The organism is Pseudobdellovibrionaceae bacterium, from assembly GCA_020635075.1.
Lineage (GTDB): Bacteria > Bdellovibrionota > Bdellovibrionia > Bdellovibrionales > UBA1609 > JADZEO01.
This window is the reverse complement of the sequence record JACKAM010000004.1, coordinates 520,184-539,258: the sequence shown is the minus strand read 5'-3', so window position 1 is coordinate 539,258 and position 19,075 is coordinate 520,184. Positions and strand designations below refer to the sequence as shown.

Annotated in this window: 20 protein-coding genes; 8 read left to right on the top strand and 12 right to left on the bottom strand. The window is 49.4% G+C overall.

Annotated elements, in window-relative coordinates; translation table 11 throughout:
* Window positions 1–63 precede the first annotated feature (63 nt).
* Complete coding sequence (locus H6624_19955) at window positions 64–1,386, top strand: AmpG family muropeptide MFS transporter (protein ID MCB9086626.1); 1,323 nt, start codon at window positions 64–66, stop codon at window positions 1,384–1,386.
* Window positions 1,387–1,418: 32 nt separating this feature from the next.
* Window positions 1,419–2,258, top strand: coding sequence for a class I SAM-dependent methyltransferase (locus tag H6624_19950; GenBank protein MCB9086625.1), 840 nt, complete (start codon window positions 1,419–1,421; stop codon window positions 2,256–2,258).
* Between the two features lie 299 nt (window positions 2,259–2,557).
* On the opposite strand, the gene H6624_19945 is transcribed toward H6624_19950, so the two are convergent.
* From H6624_19945 to H6624_19925, 5 genes are all read right to left on the bottom strand, one after another.
* Window positions 2,558–3,673 (bottom strand): CpaF family protein, encoded by a 1,116-nt coding sequence (locus H6624_19945; protein ID MCB9086624.1) that lies wholly within the window; start codon window positions 3,671–3,673, stop codon window positions 2,558–2,560.
* A gap of 1 nt (window position 3,674) precedes the next feature.
* Entirely contained in the window at window positions 3,675–4,205 is a 531-nt protein-coding gene (locus H6624_19940) for a cupredoxin domain-containing protein (protein ID MCB9086623.1), read from the bottom strand.
* On the bottom strand, window positions 4,165–4,443 hold the full coding sequence (locus tag H6624_19935) for a cytochrome (protein MCB9086622.1): 279 nt from the start codon (window positions 4,441–4,443) through the stop codon (window positions 4,165–4,167). Before H6624_19935 ends, H6624_19940 begins: the two co-directional genes overlap by 41 nt.
* Before the next feature lie 129 nt (window positions 4,444–4,572).
* Window positions 4,573–5,901, bottom strand: a complete 1,329-nt coding sequence (locus H6624_19930; GenBank protein MCB9086621.1) for a PhoH family protein — start codon at window positions 5,899–5,901, stop codon at window positions 4,573–4,575.
* 218 nt (window positions 5,902–6,119) lie between these two features.
* Window positions 6,120–6,656 carry a PilZ domain-containing protein gene (locus H6624_19925; GenBank protein MCB9086620.1) on the bottom strand — a complete coding sequence of 179 codons (537 nt, stop codon included), beginning with the start codon at window positions 6,654–6,656 and terminating at the stop codon, window positions 6,120–6,122.
* Between the two features lie 102 nt (window positions 6,657–6,758).
* Here H6624_19925 and H6624_19920 point away from each other — a divergent pair, with 102 nt between their 5' ends.
* From H6624_19920 to H6624_19895, 6 genes are all read left to right on the top strand, one after another.
* Window positions 6,759–7,649, top strand: coding sequence for a TonB family protein (locus H6624_19920; protein MCB9086619.1), 891 nt, complete (start codon window positions 6,759–6,761; stop codon window positions 7,647–7,649).
* A 104-nt stretch (window positions 7,650–7,753) separates the two neighbouring features.
* Window positions 7,754–8,317, top strand: a complete 564-nt coding sequence (locus tag H6624_19915) for an outer membrane beta-barrel protein (protein MCB9086618.1) — start codon at window positions 7,754–7,756, stop codon at window positions 8,315–8,317.
* Window positions 8,317–9,363: an aminopeptidase gene (locus H6624_19910; protein ID MCB9086617.1), complete on the top strand. Its 1,047-nt coding sequence runs from the start codon at window positions 8,317–8,319 to the stop codon at window positions 9,361–9,363. The genes H6624_19915 and H6624_19910 overlap by 1 nt, the downstream gene beginning before the upstream one ends.
* Before the next feature lie 133 nt (window positions 9,364–9,496).
* On the top strand, window positions 9,497–10,378 hold the full coding sequence (locus tag H6624_19905) for an alpha/beta hydrolase (protein MCB9086616.1): 882 nt from the start codon (window positions 9,497–9,499) through the stop codon (window positions 10,376–10,378).
* Between the two features lie 75 nt (window positions 10,379–10,453).
* Window positions 10,454–11,620, top strand: a complete 1,167-nt coding sequence (locus tag H6624_19900; protein MCB9086615.1) for an FAD-binding oxidoreductase — start codon at window positions 10,454–10,456, stop codon at window positions 11,618–11,620.
* A gap of 213 nt (window positions 11,621–11,833) precedes the next feature.
* Window positions 11,834–12,397 carry a prepilin-type N-terminal cleavage/methylation domain-containing protein gene (locus H6624_19895; protein MCB9086614.1) on the top strand — a complete coding sequence of 188 codons (564 nt, stop codon included), beginning with the start codon at window positions 11,834–11,836 and terminating at the stop codon, window positions 12,395–12,397.
* Window positions 12,398–12,492: 95 nt separating this feature from the next.
* On the opposite strand, the gene H6624_19890 is transcribed toward H6624_19895, so the two are convergent.
* The 7 genes from H6624_19890 to H6624_19860 all read right to left on the bottom strand — a co-directional run bounded on the left by H6624_19890 (window position 12,493) and on the right by H6624_19860 (window position 19,074).
* Entirely contained in the window at window positions 12,493–12,765 is a 273-nt protein-coding gene (locus H6624_19890) for a hypothetical protein (GenBank protein ID MCB9086613.1), read from the bottom strand.
* 262 nt (window positions 12,766–13,027) lie between these two features.
* Window positions 13,028–13,348 carry a hypothetical protein gene (locus tag H6624_19885; protein ID MCB9086612.1) on the bottom strand — a complete coding sequence of 107 codons (321 nt, stop codon included), beginning with the start codon at window positions 13,346–13,348 and terminating at the stop codon, window positions 13,028–13,030.
* Window positions 13,345–13,950 carry a sigma-70 family RNA polymerase sigma factor gene (locus tag H6624_19880; GenBank protein MCB9086611.1) on the bottom strand — a complete coding sequence of 202 codons (606 nt, stop codon included), beginning with the start codon at window positions 13,948–13,950 and terminating at the stop codon, window positions 13,345–13,347. The genes H6624_19885 and H6624_19880 overlap by 4 nt, the downstream gene beginning before the upstream one ends.
* A 442-nt stretch (window positions 13,951–14,392) precedes the next feature.
* Entirely contained in the window at window positions 14,393–15,328 is a 936-nt protein-coding gene (locus H6624_19875; GenBank protein MCB9086610.1) for a GGDEF domain-containing protein, read from the bottom strand.
* 34 nt (window positions 15,329–15,362) lie between these two features.
* Window positions 15,363–16,601, bottom strand: a complete 1,239-nt coding sequence (locus H6624_19870) for a hypothetical protein (GenBank protein ID MCB9086609.1) — start codon at window positions 16,599–16,601, stop codon at window positions 15,363–15,365.
* Window positions 16,601–17,680, bottom strand: a complete 1,080-nt coding sequence (locus H6624_19865; protein ID MCB9086608.1) for a metallophosphoesterase — start codon at window positions 17,678–17,680, stop codon at window positions 16,601–16,603. The genes H6624_19870 and H6624_19865 overlap by 1 nt, the downstream gene beginning before the upstream one ends.
* Complete coding sequence (locus H6624_19860; protein ID MCB9086607.1) at window positions 17,680–19,074, bottom strand: GGDEF domain-containing protein; 1,395 nt, start codon at window positions 19,072–19,074, stop codon at window positions 17,680–17,682. The genes H6624_19865 and H6624_19860 overlap by 1 nt, the downstream gene beginning before the upstream one ends.
* Window position 19,075: the final 1 nt, after the last annotated feature.

Genomic DNA, 19,075 nt, shown 5'->3' with positions numbered 1-19,075 from the left:
AAGGGGTCGGGGAGCATGGAAAAGTAGAGGGTGAACACCATCAATATAGAGGACCAAAACACCATGACCTCCAGCCCAGAACCCAAAAAGGGTGGCCTCAAAGAGGCGATTCTCAATCGGCGCATGTTGATCTGCATTTTTAATGGCTTCACTGCCGGGATGCCTCTTTACTATATCTACCACCTGATACCTGCCTGGCTGCGGACCGAGAATGTGGACCTGAAAACCATCGGTTTGTTTTCTCTGGTCGGGATTCCCTATACCTGGAAGTTTCTGTGGTCGCCTGCCATGGACCGATTTGTTCCACCCTTTCTTGGACGTCGTCGGGGATGGATGATCATCACCCAGATTTTCATCATGCTCTCCATGTTTGGCTTTGCTTTTTTTGATCCACAAAAATCCATTTGGACCATTGCCTATTTGGCAGCGGCACTGGCTTTTTTCTCGGCCAGCCAAGACATCGTGTTGGATGCCTACCGCCGAGAGCTATTACCGGATGAAGAGTTGGGGCTTGGCAATTCCATGTACATGAATGGCTACCGATCTGCTGTTTTTATTCCCGGCGGATTGGGTTTAATTCTGGCCGATCACTTTTCGTGGTTCGCTGTTCACTTTCTTATTGGCCTCTTTATGCTGATCGGTATTGCAAAAACATTGATGATCAAGGAACTGGATGCCGACGTAAAGGCACCTAAGTCCATTCGCCAGGCTGTGGTGGAGCCCTTGACCGAGTTTTTTGGTCGCGAAGGATATCGATCGGGACTGCTGCTTTTGGCCTTCTTATTTCTCTACAAAATTGGTGACAACATGGCCACCGCCCTTTCCACTCCCTTTTATCTTGATATGGGCTTTTCCAAAACCACCATTGGCTCCCTTGTGAAGCTGACCAGTTTTTGGTCCATGATGTTGGGCACCTTTGCTGGGGGCGTGGTCATTTTCAAAGTCGGGATCAACCGCTCCCTTTGGCTTTTTGGTGTGGTTCAGCTGGTTTCGATTTTGGGTTTTGCGGTTCTCAGCGAAGTGGGGCCGCTCATATGGGTCCTTGCTATTGTGATTGCTTTTGAATACTTAGGGGTGGGGCTTGGCGCGGCAGCTTTAACTGCCTTTATGGCGCGGGCAACAAACAAAAATTTTACTGCGACTCAGTTTGCTCTTTTTACCAGCCTTATTGCCTTACCCAGAACTTTTGCCAATTCCATCACCGGGTTTTTGATCGAGGGCATTGGTCCCGAAGATGGATGGTTGTTTGATTCCTTTGGGCAAATGAGCGGATTGGGTTACACCAAGTTCTTTTTGTTTTGCACCGTTATGGCAATACCAGGAATGATCCTCCTCAAGTGGGTGGCCCCCTGGTCGGTCAAAGACCTGCCTCAAAAAGCTTCTTAGCAGAATTGTAAATTGAAAAAGGAGACAACAGTATGCGACTGATAGGCGTTCTCTTGACAATGTTTTTGGCAACCAGCTGTTCTCATTTTCGGGGCAATCATCAACACAGCGGATGTGACCATAAATGTGGCGACCATATGTCCTGCGATCACAAGGACAAAGACCATAAACAGTGTACTGAAGGAAGTTGTGACCACAAGGGCTGCGATCATATGAAATGTGATCACAAAATGGGAGATGGAATGCACTCCTGCCAGCAGGACCAATCCAGCCACAAACATAGTGGCGATATGCCCCATAATTTTGCTGATGCTGAAAAATGGGCCAAGGTCTTTGACGACCCCAAACGCGATGAATGGCAAAAGCCTGGCAAAGTGGTTGAGTGGATGGAGATTAAATCGGGCATGAAGGTGGCCGACATTGGTGCTGGCACCGGGTACTTTCTTCCCTACTTAAACAAAGTCGTGGGAACCAAAGGCTCGGTGATGGCTCTCGACATTGAGCCTAACCTCATCAATCACATGAAAAACCGCATCGACAAGGAAGGCCTGTCTCAAACTCAGGCATTTTTGACTGACCCGGACAACCCTCGCCTTGAGGCCAAGAGTTTGGACCGCATTCTTATTGTCGATACCTGGCACCACATTGGTGACCGGGCTGCTTACGCTAGACACCTTAAGACAGCACTTAAGAAGAATGGCCAGATCTACATTGTGGACTTTGAACCCGGCAAACCGGGAGTCGGCCCCGACGATCGCCACCGGATGCCACCGGATAAAGTCATGGCTGAGTTAGCTGCTGCTGGTCTGCAAGCGAAGGTGTTAAAGACAGAGGATCTGCACTACCAATACATCGTAGTCGCATATCCCTAGATTTATTGATTTAAAAAATGAATCGGGGCTACCTTATTGTGTTTCTGCCAATCCTTGAACGTCCCACTTGGCTGATTGTTGAGCCCAAGCCACAATAAGTGCCCCGTACTTGCATCAGTGAAAACATCCTTGCTCTCCCTGCTGACAATAATGTATTCGGCCCAGGACCTTCGGGACATTAGCTTTAAGTAATGGAAAATACTGATTTTCTTTCGGAATTTCCGATCACTGGCTGAGCATTTGTCAGATCTGTGATCAAATTGTTCAAAATCGATTTCAAAAGGAAACATTGGTGGAAATTAAGCCGCACTGCGAGTGAATTTGGTTCGCGGAAATGGAATCTGATTGTCTTCAATCTCTTCCATAAAAGTGGGCACTTCACCTGTTGGCTCGATTTGCCCCTGTAAAGATCCGTCGGCGCGCTTAAGCAATCGGCTCAATTGCATGAGGGGAACCACATTGTAGGTGCCATCGGGATTAAAACCACGAACCTCGGCGATGCTTCCCAAGCGGCGCGAGCCGTCGGGATAGCGTGACACTTGAATGATCAGATCAATGGCTGAACCAATTTGATACCTGAGGGCCTTTTCACTGAGGTTCTTGTCACCACCCTGAGCCAGGGCCTCAAGACGAACAATCGCGTCACTCGGCGAATTGGCGTGGACTGTTCCCAAACAACCCTTGTGACCGGTGTTCATGGCTTGAACCAACTCAAGGGCTTCAGATCCCCTCACCTCACCGACGATGATTCGGTCGGGTCTTAGACGAAGACTACTCTTGAGCAAATCACGAATGGTGACTTCACCTTTACCCATTTCATCGGGCATTCGGGTCTCAAAAAAGACCACGTGCTCGTACTCGACCTTTAATTCACTGGAATCTTCAATAACGATAATTCTTTGCCCGCGGGGAATGCGGTTACACAAAACACTCAGGAGTGTTGTTTTACCAGATCCAGTACCGCCGCTGACCAGAATGTTTTTGCCCAGCTTCATGCAGATATCGAGAAACTGGGCCGCATCGACGGACATGGCACCAATGCGCACATAGTCCTTGAAGGTCATTTGCACACTGGCAAACTTACGAATGGCTACCGTTGTGCCTTTGCGTGAACAAGGAGGAATAACGGCATGAATCCGATAGCCATTGGGCAGACGGGCGTCCAAGCGAGGTTCTTCGTCGTTAATCCGACGTCCTACACTTTGGGCAATGTTATTGACCGCAGCTCTCAAAGCGTCTTCATCTTGAAATCGCACTTTTGTCTTTTGGATTTTACCGGCGATCTCGACCCAGATTTCCTCAGCACCGTTGATCATAACTTCGGTGACCCGCTCGTCTTCAAGCAGGGGAACAATAGGTCCTAGAAAATTGCGAATGGCCGCTTCGAAGATGCCGCCATTTTTTCCACCAGCCATCTTAGTCCTCAGAAGCGGGTTGTCTCACTCCGGTCCCGGGAGGAGCGTGGACAACCAGTTGTCCTTGAGCCGAAGTCTCCGGGCAGACAAAGGAAAACACACCTTCCTTTTTCGGGCTGATCGTAAAGGTCTTAATCTTGCCAAAATAAGTGGCGTGATGCTCGCTAAAGGAGTCCATGACAAAACTCACATTGCGCTCCCGCTCGTTGACATTCACCACGTGAATTTTGTAGTTGCCGCCTTCGCGAACGCGAATGGTGGCTGGAATGAATCCCATTTCTGTGTTGAGCACAACCAGTTCCTGAGTGGTGCCGCCGCCACCTTGCTTGTCAACAAACCAATCGAAAATGGTCGACTCATTTTGCTTTTCAGTGGGATCATTGCGGAGATCCGTCTGGCGTTTTTTATCCACCCTACGGGAAAGATCGATCTTCCAGTCCGCTTGAGCGGAGAGGGTCCACGAAAATAAGAATGCGACAACAAGGGCCGCCCTAGTGAAGAGTCTCGCGGGCGTGAAAATCTGCGAACTCACGCGCAACCTCCATGGCCAAGTAGTTCAAAGCCGGCTCATTGAATTTCTCAAGCTCGCCCATCAAACCTTGTACGTCACCCTGGTGACCATTGGCGGCCTTGACAATTTCCAGAAATTCATCAAAGTGGTCCGGCAGCTCATCAAGAGCTTCTGTCCAATCCATTTCCAAAACAGGATCAATCACACCTAGGTGATAAAGAGCATCGAAGAGTTCTTGTAGATTTCCCTGCAAATACATAACATCCCTCGCGCAAAGGTTCTCTACTTATCTCTTCGGCTCAGGGAATGTTTTATATTAGGATTTACCGACCTTCGGTCAGGTCTATTTGTTAGCTGTCACCCGCCCTTGACGTCTACCTAGTTAGACTTAAAGAATGTTTGCGGCCAGCTCTGCCAGCTCAGATCGCTCACCCTTGGTCAGAGTCACATGGCAGGAAATGCTCTGCCCCTTAAAGCGCTCAACCGCATAGGTGAGACCACTGTTAGCGGAATCCACATAGGGATTATCAATCTGGAAGCAGTCACCGGTGAGAACCACTTTGGTCCTTTGTCCGGCACGGGTGATGATGGTTTTGATCTCGTGAGGAGTTAAATTTTGCGATTCATCGACAATCAAATACTGATTGGGAATACTGCGGCCGCGAATATAAGTTAAGGGCTCAATGTTGAGCATCCCCTGATTGATTAATTCCTGAGCGCGACCGGCAGCCTGCTTGTCAGCTCCCAAAAGGAATTCCACGTTGTCAAAAATCGGCTGCATCCAGGGATTGAGTTTTTGCTCCACGTCACCGGGCAAATAACCAATGTCGCGGCCCATAGGAAAAATCGGGCGACTGACAAGAAGACGCTGAAAGTGACCCTCATCAAGGGTTTTATGAAGTCCCGCAGCCAGTGCCAGGAGGGTTTTACCTGTTCCCGCCTTGCCGACCAGGGAAACAAATAACATGTCGTCATTCAATAGAGCATCGAGAGCAAAACTCTGCTCCACATTGCGCGGGTGAATGCCCCAGATACTTTCAGTGGGACAAATCAAGGGAACAATTTTTCCTTCGGGTTCACTTTGCCGACCGATCGCACTGTGATTGGGATTGGAGGCATCCTTCATGATCACATACTGATTGGCGTGAAGCTTGGTGTCCCCTTCGTAGCGCACCGCCTTTTCACGGTAAAAGCGGTCAATCAAGTCTGGCTCAACTTCAAGTTCCTTAACCCCAGTGTACATCTCTTCAAAAGAGGTTTCATCAGGATCGTAGTCTTTGGCATTGATACCGAAGACGTCGGCCTTAATTCGCAGATTAATGTCTTTGGTGACCAGCTCAACACTGCCGGTTGGGTGCTTGCGCTGCAAACCAAGGGCAGTTGCCAAAATCCGATTGTCCGCCTTCATGCTATCCAGTTCGGGCGGCATCCCTTCAAGGTGAATGTCGGTACTGACGTAAACGTGGCAGTTGGACTTTTCTAGCAGGACGCCGTTGGCCAGAGGCCCCTGGCTTCTTAACACATCGATAAAGCGGCTAAAGTGACGAGCGTTTCGACCATTTTCACCCAAGTCGCGCTTAAAGCGATCGACTTCTTCAATTACTGAAAATGGAATAATGATATCTGAATCTCTAAACTTAGTGATGGCCAGTGCATCGAAGAGAATTACGTTAGTATCCAGAACCACTTTTCGTGTAACGCCACCCTCAGCCGACATTCACTTCCCCCTTTTCAAGTCGCCATTCCCAAATCCATACCTAGACCCAGGACCTAAGTTTTATTCGATCTCATTTAGGCCAATATGTATATGAAAAATTAGGGGAAATATGGGACTCGACCAAAGCCCAATGGCCTTTGTGAATGTTCAGAAAAGCAAAAACCCGACCGTATTGAGTCGGGCTTTTTCCACGTATAAGAATTCGTTTTTGCTGCAGCTTAGTCCTTGAGGTTGGACACCATCACATCACCACTGTCGCGCTCAAGACTAGCACTGACAGTCTCAATGAACTTCACAAAATGAGTGAGGGCTTCATTGTTCAAGGAACCTTTGACGAAGTCCACACCATGGCGGTAGCAGTCTTCTTCAGGAACCGCACGAACGTTGCGGACCTTCACCACAAAGGGGAAGTAGGTCACCTGGTTCAGGTAAACCCGCATGGCCAGCTCTTCTCCTTTGACGAACTTCCCAGTTTCAGTCTCCATATCGAAGGCTAAACCGTTTTCGGAGATGTCATAAAGAGCGACTCGCATCAGTCCCTTTTGGGGAACAACAGCGAAAGCACCAATGAATTCAGTCAGGATGGTCCGCTTAACCTGGCGCCGCTCCTGCTTGATCTGCTCATTGCGCCTCTCTGTCATATCGACGATCGGAGCCTCAGCTGTGGCTTTGGCCTTTTTGACCGTCTTTTTTGCCGCCTCTTTTGCGCGGCGCCGTTTAGATAAATCAATGACATTATTGTCTTTTGGAATCATAGGTTCCCCCCACTAGATACTTATCGGAAGGAAATGTCTCAACTTTAGGCGTCAACTTAGGTATAGTGGCCCTCAGCGGGGAGGCTTGGTTTAGAAAAAGGTATGAAATTACAAAGACTTATAACCGCTTTGACGGTCCTTTTAAGCCTTTTGATTCACCTAGGAATCTATCTGGGAGCCCAGCTTCTACCGACACCGGTACGGGTCCTGCCCGGCCTACCCGTGGAAATCATTTATACCAATAATGATGAAGATCAGAACTCTCGCCAAGTGGTGAGTGATCCGGATTTAGGGAAGATTGTTAAAAAAGCCCAGGACCAGGCGCGCCTACTCTCCAAACTGACCCGCCGGGTGGAAGAGGAAATGGTGGCAGCCAACAAAGGACCGTCGCAGAACCGACCTCCAGGGACAACATTGTCGACGACACAAAGGGAAGCTCAACCAAAACCTGAGAAATCCATTGAGCCATTCAAACCTGATGGCAATTTGGGTTTTCGCCAGAACAAAAACCTTCGCCTTCCGGAAAACCCTGAGCAACAGACAATAGGAAAGAACCTGGTCTTTGGTGGCTCCACCAGTGGTGAGTACATTCCTTTTGTCAAGGAAGGAAGCTTTACCTCTCTCAACACAGATCAGTTTCTCTACTACACCTTTTTCAATCGGGTGAACGATCAAATTCGCTCACGCTGGGTTGGAGGGGTTCGTGGATTTGCCGCGACACTCAGCCACCAAGACATTCAGCGCCTATCCAAGGTCCAGCGCCAAACGGAAATTGAGGTTGTCCTGCAACCTGATGGCTATTTAAAAACGGTGCTGGTCAACCGCTCCTCCGGAGAGCCTGGATTAGATGAAGCCGCGGTTGTAGCCTTCAAGAAAGCCGCTCCTCTTCTTAATCCTCCGACGGAGATGAAGGGCGACGACGGCATGATTCACCTCCACTATTCTTTTGTTATTCAGTGGCAGCCAAACTACCTGGTGCGCAAGGCCGAGTAGAGCCAAGACCTCGGCAGAAATTGCCTAGACAATCTATGGGAATCCTTTCTGTCCTTCGGTTCTAGACTCCGCCCCGTTCTCCCCGGTGTTAAAATAAGAGAGTTATGAAACGCCTATGCCTGCTGTTCGGAATGCTCTTTTTTATTGCTCCTAGCGCCTGGGGGGGAATTATGGAAGTCGGTGCTTCAGCCAGCTTCCGCCGCTCCACTATTGATGACAACAACTACCAGGAAAGCCTTTCTTACACCGGCTCCCTAAGCTATTACTTTTGGGAAATGTCCGCCCTGGAACTCAGCTATACCCAGGGGAGTGCCCTTCTCAGCGTGAAGCCCGTTGACGATACCAAAATTATTACCAAGTCTTCATTTCGCCTAATAGGGGTGGATTTGGTGATCACCTTTGCCGGCAAGAACTCCACTCTTCAGCCTTACGTCAAATTGGGTGGTGCTCATATTGAAAAGAAAATTGTTCGCGAACCAGAAGGTCTGGCGGCGACGGAAATCGAGAGTCCTGCGGGCATTGTCCCCAGTGCAGGCCTCGGGTTTAAGTTGCGCCTGAGTAATACTTTTTCCATCAAGGTCGGCGTTGATGCCTGGACCAGCCCACTAAATGAAGACGATCCCACGGTCGACTATGCTGGCCGGGCGGGAATCTCCTGGATGTTCTAATGACTCTAAAGAAAATATGGCTCCTGATACCGCTGACTTTCCTCCTCAGCGGCTGCCAGATCACCTACTACATGAAAAGCGCCTGGGAGCAGGCCAAGCTCCTCGACAAGAGAGTCCCAATCAAAAGGGTTTTAGAAGATCCGAATACCAGTGAAGAGGTAAAAGCAAAGCTTCGACTTGCCCAACAAGCCCGGGAGTTTGCGGAAAAAAAACTGAATCTTAAACCCACAAAAAACTACACTTCTTATGCCGATATTAAACGCCCCTACGTTTCATGGATTGTAAGGGCGGCACCTGTTTATGAGCTCAAGCACCATCTATGGGGATTCCCACTGGTGGGAAAACTCCCCTACAAGGGGTACTTCTCAAAGGAGGAAGCAGACGAAGAGGCATCCCTCTTCCCCGCCAATGAGTACGACACCTATGTAAGAGGGGTCACTGCTTACTCCACGCTCGGCTGGTTTGAAGACCCACTGATGAACACCATGATGAATTACAAAGACCATGATCTGGTGAATCTCATTATTCACGAAACTGTCCATGCCACGCTCTACATTAAAAGCCAGGCAGATTTTAATGAACGACTGGCGACCTTTATTGGCAATATTGGAACGGAAATGTACTACCTGGACAAGGAAGGAGAAGACTCCCCATCCTTGAAAACAATTAAAGTTGAAGCCGAAGACGACAAGGTCTTCTCTGACTTTATCAGCCGAGAGTTAGACACTCTTGACCAATGGTACAAAGACAATAAGGACAAGATAACCCCAGAAAAAAAGGCTGAGCGGATTACTGAGATAAAAACTCGTTTTGAGTCCGAAGCCCTACCAAAAATGAAAACTGAAAACTTTGCTAAGTTTGGACGACAAGACCTCAATAACGCTAAGCTCTTGTCGTTCAAGACCTATGTCTACGACTTGACTGATTTTGACCGAGCTTTCAAGCACCTGGGCAGTGATTTCAGTCGCTTCGTGGAGTTCTGCAAATCATTGGAAAAAGAAAAAGATCCTGAAACAACTCTTAAGAATATCGTCACCAAATCGTAGGGATTTCCCCTCGACAGTACACGACAACTAGCTAACCGACCTCTGTCCAATTTTGCTGCTCAAATTTTAGACACAGGTGAGCCTGCGCCGAACTTATAGGTGAGCAATTGAGGACACTTAGAAGGGAGGCCGCATGGGTGGGGCAACATTAGGAATCAATCGACGAACACTTCTTCAACTTATAACACTTTTGGTGTTTACCGTTTCCCTTACGGGATGTAACTGGGACAAGATTGCCCAGGATGGTTTGTATCCAACTAAGGACGTGAATAAGACCAAGGTGCCGGATGCGCCTGCTGGCTATGAAGACTTTTATCTCAGCTTGGACGTAGAATTCCCTGATCAAGCAGTTGCGACGATGGGGGCCCACGGCTGGTTCAAACAAATCAACAACGACCCCGCCACTCCGGTCATTATCTTTCTTCACGGCAATGGTATGAACTTGGGAAGCATGGTCTCAAGTAATCTACTGTTCATGCTTGAAGATTTGAATACCCATGTCGCGGTTGTAGACTATCCAGGATATGGAAAAAGTACTGGATCGCCATCTGAACTCTCGATGAACTCCATGGCAGATGCGACTGTGGATTGGCTTCAGGCCCGCGTGCCTGGAAGCCCCATCTATGTTTGGGGACATTCTCTTGGTGCGGCTGTGGCAATGGGCTTGGCCTCTCGCCGCCAGGATGATCTCGCAGGATGGGCCATCACCAGTGCCTGGACGTCACTGGAGGAGGTGGCCAAGATCCACTACGGAAGTGCATGGAACAATGTGTCCGCAGCATGGAAGGCCATTAATGCCTTTAATCAGGTCCTACAAGCCCAGAGTCTCAATCTCCCTGGCGTGATCCATCACGGAGACAAGGACGACATTATTCCTTTTGATATGGGACAAAGGGTATTCCAAGCCCTTGGCAATCCGACGAGTGAGTTTGTCGAACTGACGGGCCGGGGACACAACGACGTGTTTGATGATTCCCGAACCTGGGAAGCCATGGAGCGCTTGCTCGCCCGATAAAGATTCCCGTTGACTTGAAAGCCCCTTGTGGAGAGGTTTAGAGCCTGTTAGCAAATCCGCAAGGGGTATTTCCAAATGAGCATTTCCTATTGGCTCGACCATTCCACCAATGAATCCGAAAAGAATTTCGATGTTGTTGTCGTCGGTGGTGGCATCGCCGGTACCTCGGCTGCCTTTTGGCTTAAACAAGAGGACCCTGATTGCAAGGTGGCCATTATTGAGAAGTCAGAAATTGCCGGAGGGGCTTCTGGCCGCAACGCTGGCTTTGTCACCTGCGGCTCGGTGGAACACTTCAATCGCCTGGTTGAGAGATGGGGCGAGGAAACAGCCTACGCCATCTGGAATTTTTCCGAAGTGAATTTGGAGCTTTTAAAAAAGCACATCATACCTGGAAGCAATGATCTTGAGTTCGACGATAAAGGGACCTTTTCGCTCGCCTCGACCGATGTTGAATTTCATGAGCTCCAAGAAACTGCTTCGCTCATGGAAAAGCGAGGCATAAATGTCGAAGTCGTTCAGGGTGACCAGATCCGCAAGCGATTGGGCGCTGAGGGCTTTATTGGTGGCATTAAGTACCTTTCCGATGCCTCAGTTCATCCTCTGCGATTAACCAAAAGGATCGCTCAGCTTTCAGGCGCCCAGGTGTTCGAGCGCACAGAAGCCATGAGAATTGAAGAAGGGCCTGATGGGACCCGCAGTGTATTGACTAACCGAGGACGCTTTAATGCCTCAGTCGTTGTCCTGGCATTGAATGGCTACCTGCCATCCCTTGATCCCTATTTTGCCGACAAGGTGTTTCCCACTCGCGGACAAATCCTGGCCACCGAACCAGTTGAGAGGTTCATGGAAGGCCCCTGTTACGCCCACTTTGTTCTTGATTACTTTCGTCAGCTTAAAGATGGACGAGTTCTCATTGGTGGATTCAGGCAGCTGGAGAAAGAAACCGAAGTGGGATATTCGGATCACACTACCGATAAGATTCAAGTTGCCCTTGGTGAGTTCCTCGAAAAGCATTTTCCCATTCTCAAAGGAAAAAAGATCACCCACCGCTGGGCTGGGGTCATGGGCTTTTCGGTGGATGGGCAGCCCTTTGTGGGAGCCAAGGCCGATGACCAACAGATCTTCTTTTTAGGTGGCTTTACGGCTCATGGTTTAGGCCTCGCTTTTAACACCGGCAAGTGTTTGGTGGATCTGATGTACGATCGAAGCATCCCTCAGTTTTTGTCAGCTAAACGCTTTTAGGATCTTTTGCTGATCATTTGTTCGACAATCCAGACAACTCTCAAACCCTCTTAGATTGCAGGACTCGGCGAAAACGTCGATATTTTTTGCACGCATTGTATCACCTTAGGATTATGACGAAATTTTTGGTCAGTGATTTGGGTTAAAGTGTTGAATAGGGATAAAATTAACCTACGGGGCATCTGACCGGCCAACGTAACGGGGGTTATGGACGTGGCCAAAATAAAGAAGAAATCCTTTTTAGGTAGAGGCGGTTTCACCATGGTGGAACTAATGCTGGTGGTGGCGATCGGGGGAACGCTGTCCACAATGGCAGTCTCTAGTTACAAAAACTATCAGGCAAGAGCACGTCAACAAGAAGCACGATATCTGTTATCCATCATGTACACAGCTCAATTGACCTATCATGCGCAGTGGGGAATTTACTTCGGTGATTTTGCAAATATAGGATACGCCCCTAGCGACAATCTCCATTTTCGCGTCGGCTTTACCGGCGTTGGTCCCACCAACCAAGTGGGATACCAAGGACCCGGAACTGGTGCTGGAGTAGCCGCCAATCCTGCGCGTATTCACACCGGAGGCGCTTTGGCCTGTGAAGGTGGACCCTGCGGAGAATCGCCATATGGCTTGGTCTTTCCACCGATCACTCTCGGCAACGTAACATGGACCACATTTGTGGCCGAAGCCGTGGGCGATGTGGACGGTGAAGACGCCGTGTGGGACCAGTGGACGATCAACCATCAAAAGGTCCTCACCAACGTCACGCCGGATATCTAAGTGACCGTCACTTTTTGGTACTGCCGAGCATCCTAAAGTCGCACAGATTTGTGCGACCTTAGGATGCTCAGCAGTACCAAAAAGTGACGGTCACTCTACTCCCGCTCTCCCTCAACATCAAAGATATAACCATCTTTGGGTGCGGTTCGCACCGTCGGCCGGGCAAGGAATGGTTGTTGTTCGGATGAACCCGGTGGTGTGACGGGTTTGAGAGCTGCCGGCTCCCGGTCCGATTGGTCACCGACTGGAGTCAGCTCTGCCCTCTCCTCAACAGCTTGCCAGTTTCCTTCAGCCTGTTGCCCGAAAGAAGTCAGGGGTGCGATCAAACTCATCACAATGAGCAAACCCAATCCATGAGATGTTCGCATCTTCCCTCCTTGGCGGATGCTTGGGCGGCTGGAGCTTCATTCGCTACCACCCTCACTCTCTCTATTCTAGCGCTTTTACTGTCGTCTTGCTTGGTATGGACACACTTTTGAGACTAAGGGCATAATCCTCCAAGTAGTGCTAGGTTCCGGGAAATACGCCCTTAGTCTCAAAAGTGTGTCCGTACCAAAAAAGAAAGCGGACTCTAAATCCGCTTTCTTTCAAAACCTATTCTCTCTTTTCCAGTTCATCCCATCTCACGCTTTATCGACGAATCCCCAGTACTTCTGTCGAGCTTTTTTCTTTTCCTTCTTCCATCTCCATATTCTGAGCCTGGTCGACTGCGCTCATAATTTTGTCATGGAGTTTATTAAAATAGGCCTCATTCTCCGGCATGGCCCCGATGGGGTCGGACTTGCGTACCATTCGCCGGAGTTTTATAAAATTCTTCAGTATCTCCCGATGAGTGGGGTTGTGCCGGAACATCCATTCCATCCCCTTTTTCATCGGCCACTGCAACTCCCCTTCCATATAGTCCACCCACCAGGAAGGGTGCCAGTCGGTCATCTCGTCCTCTTGGTTCATGATTCAACCTCCGCTATTCTACCCCTGTAAGCCACGGCCATGGAGCGATCCTGCTCGTTCCAACTGCGTAGCATATTGTTTTCTTCCATCCGATGTCTCAACTTCATCAGTGCATGCCGGTAATTGGCTTTCGCCGTGTCGTATGGGCAATTCATGATTTGAGCGATCTCTTTAAAACTCATGTCCTCGTAAATCCTCAAATTCAAGGCCGTTCTTTGACGGTCCGGCAACTGATCAATTTCATTTTGTATGACCTCTTTTACATCTTCTTCCATCAGGGCCCACTCGGCGCCCGATGGAATGGCCAAATTGATGTTATCAATGTCCACACAGTCGTTTTTGCGCGCCCGCAATTTGTTCTTCGCTGTGTTGGCAGTGATCTGATAAATCCAACTTCTAAATGAGGCCCGCCCTTCGAAGCGCCCAATGTTTTGGTACGCCTTAATGAAGGCCTCTTGCACAATGTCTTCTGCCATTTCCAAATCCCGTGTCATTCGTAGTGCCAGCCTCAGAAGCAATCTTTGATGCCGAGTCACCAATTCAGAAAAGGCAGCTCGATTTCCATTCCTTACTTTTTCTACAAGTTCGAGATCGGCTTTCATAAGCTCTCGACTCCCCGGTAAGACTAGCCAAAGGGCCAATCGGGTTAATAAAAAAACGCAGTTCGATTTTTTTTTGGAAAGGAATCTAGATCATCCAGTGAAATCAGGAGCTTAAAAGCTCGGTGGACTCCCCGAAAATTCCCCTCTTCAAGGCCCCCCATGGCCTTGCCCTCGCACTCAGGTACTCTCTTCAGCAAGACCGATACCAACCCAAGTGGTGTCAAAGTAACGCTACGAGCCATCGTGACCTATGAGACCAAAGCAGTCTTCATTGGATCTGAAGATTGAACCCGGGGTGAATCTTATGGCGGCCATAAAACCCTTGCCCAGAGCGGGCTCTAGAGTGTCACTCTGTCAGTTGATTAGACAGGGTCAAACATCCACCACTAGACGAGGGTCCAGTGCAAAAAGGCAACCTATCTATATAATTGGAGAGCTCGTGTCAGGTTCCCACGTTCACGCGGTTACGGCCGGCCCGCTTAGAGACATAGAGAGCCTTATCGGCCCGATCGTAGACTTCATCCCACGAGGGATCCCCCTCCTGCTTGGTGGAGACTCCAACAGAAATGGTGATCGGCATGAGCTTGCCTTCAAACTCAAAACGGTGAGTTTCAATGGTATGACGGATTCGTTCACCGATCTCATGGGCCTGGTTGATTCCACTACCCAGAAGGATCAAACAAAACTCCTCACCACCTGAGCGGGCGAAGAAGTCGTTCTCACGAATCAGCTTTTCGCGAATAATACGGGAGATTTCCTTGAGGACAAAATCCCCAGCAGGATGCCCGTGGGTATCATTGACCTGCTTAAAGTGATCAATATCAAAAGCAACGATACTGAAGGGGACACCGAGAAGCTCCGCCCGCCGAAAGGACTCCACCCCTCGCGTGTTCAATCCACCACGATTGGCAATGCCGGTAAGGGCGTCAGTGTGGGCCTTTTCATAGGTCATGCCCGTGGAAACGGTCTCAATATTTCCGCGTTCCAGAAACTTAAATATGACGTTGCCGGTTTTAATCTGATCGTTACTAGCCAACTTCTGAGGCACCAAGGGAGTCAATACCCTGCCGTTAACCACAGTCTTATTGGTCGACTCCAGATCAATGATCGATACATCACCACCGGCCAAAATTAACTTACAGTGGGATTTACTGACACTGCGATCATCAACTGAGATATGAGCCGTGGCCGCCCGACCAAGAATGCGATCTGTGTCTTCAATGGGCCACTGGCGACCGACGGCACTTGCCGGCCCTACCAAGAGAACCATACAAGGCGGCGCCTGACCCGCTTGGGCCAATCGCACTTTAAATGTCTCACTTTGAACAACACTCGTCTTATCGAGCGTGCTCTCTTCTTCATCTTCCGGTTGGCTCATAACATCCCAATTCTAGAAGGCTTTCCGCGAAGATTCAACGGTCCTTTGATAACAGCTCTTTGGTCAGTTTTTTCCCCAACTCAACCCCGGGCTGGTCAAACGCATTGATCCCCATAACTTCGCCCATTCCGCCGACCACGAGTTCGGCCGCAAGGAATAGACCCCCAATAGTTTTCGGCTTAAGTCCAGGAAGGCTTAATGCCAGGGTTGGGATACCCTCTTGGGTGAGTACCCCCTCGGTTGCATCAGCTTGAGCCGCTACGAGATCCGACATTTTCTTCTTCTCGCGCAAGGAACCGCCGGCAAAACTAGATTGATCTAGTTCAGGCCCCGTCTCAACAGGTAAAGAGTCCCGTAGGAGCCAAACCCACCTGGGTTGATGACCTTCCACCACTTGCTGAAGAGTGGAGTGCTGGTCGCGCGGAGCTAAGGAAGGAATGGGAACTGGAACAGTTGGAGCTGGCTTTCCCTGCCGATCCAATTTTTTCCCCAAAGACTCGGCCCACAGTTGTTGGAACCAAAAGCCAAAGGTCTCAAGACCCTGAGCGTAGGGCCAAAAATACAAAGCCTGATCGCCTCTCTGAATACTCGCCAGGCCCGCAGCAATGATTTGAGTAAGTATCTGATGTTGATCCAAAACACTCTTCATTCCGTCACGGATCTCATCCAAGGAACATCCCATGAGTGCTGCCGGCAAAAGACCTACGGGAGTCAGAACTGAGTATCGGCCTCCCACATCTTCGGGAATCTCAAGCAATGAAACCTGGTTGGCTCTGGCCCAATCGGAAAGTGGGTTGGAGCGAAGTTCTGAAATCGTCGTGCACTGAGCAGCCAGAGAACTGCCCTTTTGCCTCAGATGCTGATCAACATAGTCAGCCATGGACAGTGTCTCTAAGGTCGTCCCAGATTTGGAAATCAAAATAAAATGGACCTGAGTGGGATCGCCCAGCTGTTCCAAGCGACGGAAGAAGCTGACTGAGTCCAAGTTGTCGAAAAAGTGAAACTCATCAAGCTCACCCTGCCAGCAACCAAATGACTCCCAAAGAGTCTTGGGGCCCAGACTGCTCCCACCCATTCCAAGAAGGGCAACACGCCTGACACCCGATTCTCGCAGCTCCTGGGCCCTGTTGCGAGCACTCTCCCATAGGTTTGGTCTGTCGAGGAGTTGAGTAAACCCCAAATCCTTGCGAGACATGAGAGCTTCAAGACCCTGCCCAGCTAATTGCAACTGGTTCTGGTCCACCTTAGGAAACAAATTGTCAATTTTGATCATTAAGAAACCGCCACATCCTCTTCGATTCGATGATATCCGTGCCATTCTTTGAGGCGACCACGAGGCCGTTCCGCATCCTCTGGGTACTCCAGAAGAACGTAGGTCAGCTTAGTGATCTTGCCTAAAGAGGCAATATCAAGAGAGGTGAGCTCTGTCCATGTTCCTGTATTAAAGTATTCCATGTCCTCGCCCCACTGCCTGTACTGATAGACATGGGTGTGACCAAAAATGACGGTATGGACGCGCTCATCCAAAAGAACGCGGCGGGCCGATTCACTGAGGTCCGGAAATATGGCCCTTTCCAGCGCCACACGTAGAATCCGCTTGAAGGGAAAGTTGCGCCGGGGATCGTGAGTAATGATTGCCTTCAAGAAATAGAAGATTAGAGTGATGCTGGCTTTCACCGTCGGCCAAAACTCGTTGAAGATCGCCCATCGCATCATTCGATCAACAGGGCGGATCTTATCCACATGGGGATAGCTGTGTTTAATCTGCAGCACATATTCGACAAAAAAGTGTGAGCCAAAAGGTAAATTAAGCACTGGCTCTGGCAGATTGCGCTTCAAAAAGAACTTGCGCGGATTAAGACGATTGGCGGCTTCATGCATGTGACCATGCTCAATGTGGACGCCATCAAAATAGTAAACGATATTCTTAAAACGAATGGTCGTGCCGAGGGTTTCGTTCAACCAAGCGCGAACGCCCGGCCACAACATTCCCTGGTCGTGATTGCCCACCACGTAGGTGACCACGTTGCCTTCCTTCTTCACAAAATCCCGGATCGCCTGAAAAAACAGATGGTGACCTTTGACGATCTTTTTCACCTTGTCGAGAGTCACGGCCTCAGTAATGACCGTTAGGTAGTGACCACGATAGTCGACCTGAAGAAAGTTAAAGATGTCTCCATTGAGAACCAGCTCAACTTCATAATCAGCATATTTCCCCGTGGTATAAAAATGAAGAAACTCTACAAACTTCTCGTCATAATAGAACTCCTCCAAAGAGTTCATCTGGCCATTCTCCAGAGTCCGTCCTACTCCGAGATGTAAATCACTGACGACAAGTTTTATCTTTTTCATTAGCTCGCAATATACACTACGTTACGACTTTTGTTCTTACCCGAATACATCGCTTGATCGGCCATCTTAATGAGTTCATCTTTCGACGTGGCGTGGTCCGGATAGGTAGCCACACCAATACTCACCGTTAGTTTGACTTCCTGATCCTCGACTTGGAAGACCAGGTTCTCAATCTTCTTGCGAATCCGTTCGGCGACGAGTTTACCATTCACTGCACCCGTGCCGACTAAGACCACCACGAACTCATCGCCTCCATAACGGAAGCCAAAGTCACAAGTTCGGATGTTATCAGAAACAACACCACCCAACTGAGTGATCAAACGGGAACCGATCCAGTGACCGCGAGTATCGTTGACGGATTTGAAATAATCAATGTCCAAGAAAAGAACTGTAAATTCTCCCCCGTGTCTTTGACAGCGACTGATTTCATTGTCCAACACCACTGGCAAAAACCTTTGGTTGTAGAGAGGGGTCAGAATATCCACAAATCCCTTATTCTCTGCTTCCCAACAGCGGAAACCAAGTTCCAGCACTGGAAGTACGAGGTTTACAGACTTGGTTAACTGCTGAGCCACAAACTCCAAATCGCTGGTATCCACTCCCTCAAGCAGAAAGTAGCCGAACAACTCACCACCCTGGGACTTGAGAATAGGGATCAATCCCATGCGACTGCCCTTTACCCGCCACACACAATAGTCTTTGACCTCTTCGAGCCGTGCCTTACCCCAAGGCAGGGACTTGAGTGCCGCCTGGATTTCGTGCCCAGCAGTTTCTTTGTATGATCTCATTAAGGGCGTCGCCAGGAACCGATGCTGAAGTTCCATCCGGAATTCTTGCTCATCAATATCCAATAGCCTGTTGGCTTCTTTGGCTTCCAACCAATGAATATTCTTTGCCGGCACAATGGGGCCAAAGTGAAGGAGTAGACGATCAATAATGTAATTAACCTCAAGATTTTCAAACATCGCCAAGGGGCTACCGTCATCATTTCGGCTCTTTGATTCCTGCTCCAATTCGCGCAGACGGCGATGGAGGGAGCCGACACGCAAGAGGTTTTTGGCCAATTGCTTTCGCTCTTCCATGCTTAATCCTTTACCGACGACCACATGAAGCTCATCCTGGGTAACCTTGCCGAAGGCCGGATCCTTTTCCTCCAAAGAATAAATAACTGGACAAAGAGGATGACTCTTGCGGAGGGCCTCCACGGCCTTCCACAGCTCTGTACCTGAAGCCCCATGGTAGAGGACTCCCCCAACGACTCCACTGGACAACTGAGCTTCAACTTCATCCGCAGTGTCACGACGAACAACTGTGCACCCGCAGGACTTCAGGTGCTTGATCCAGTCAAGCTGTCCAGGAAGTTGATCTGAGAGTACTAACCAGGTATTTGCCAAA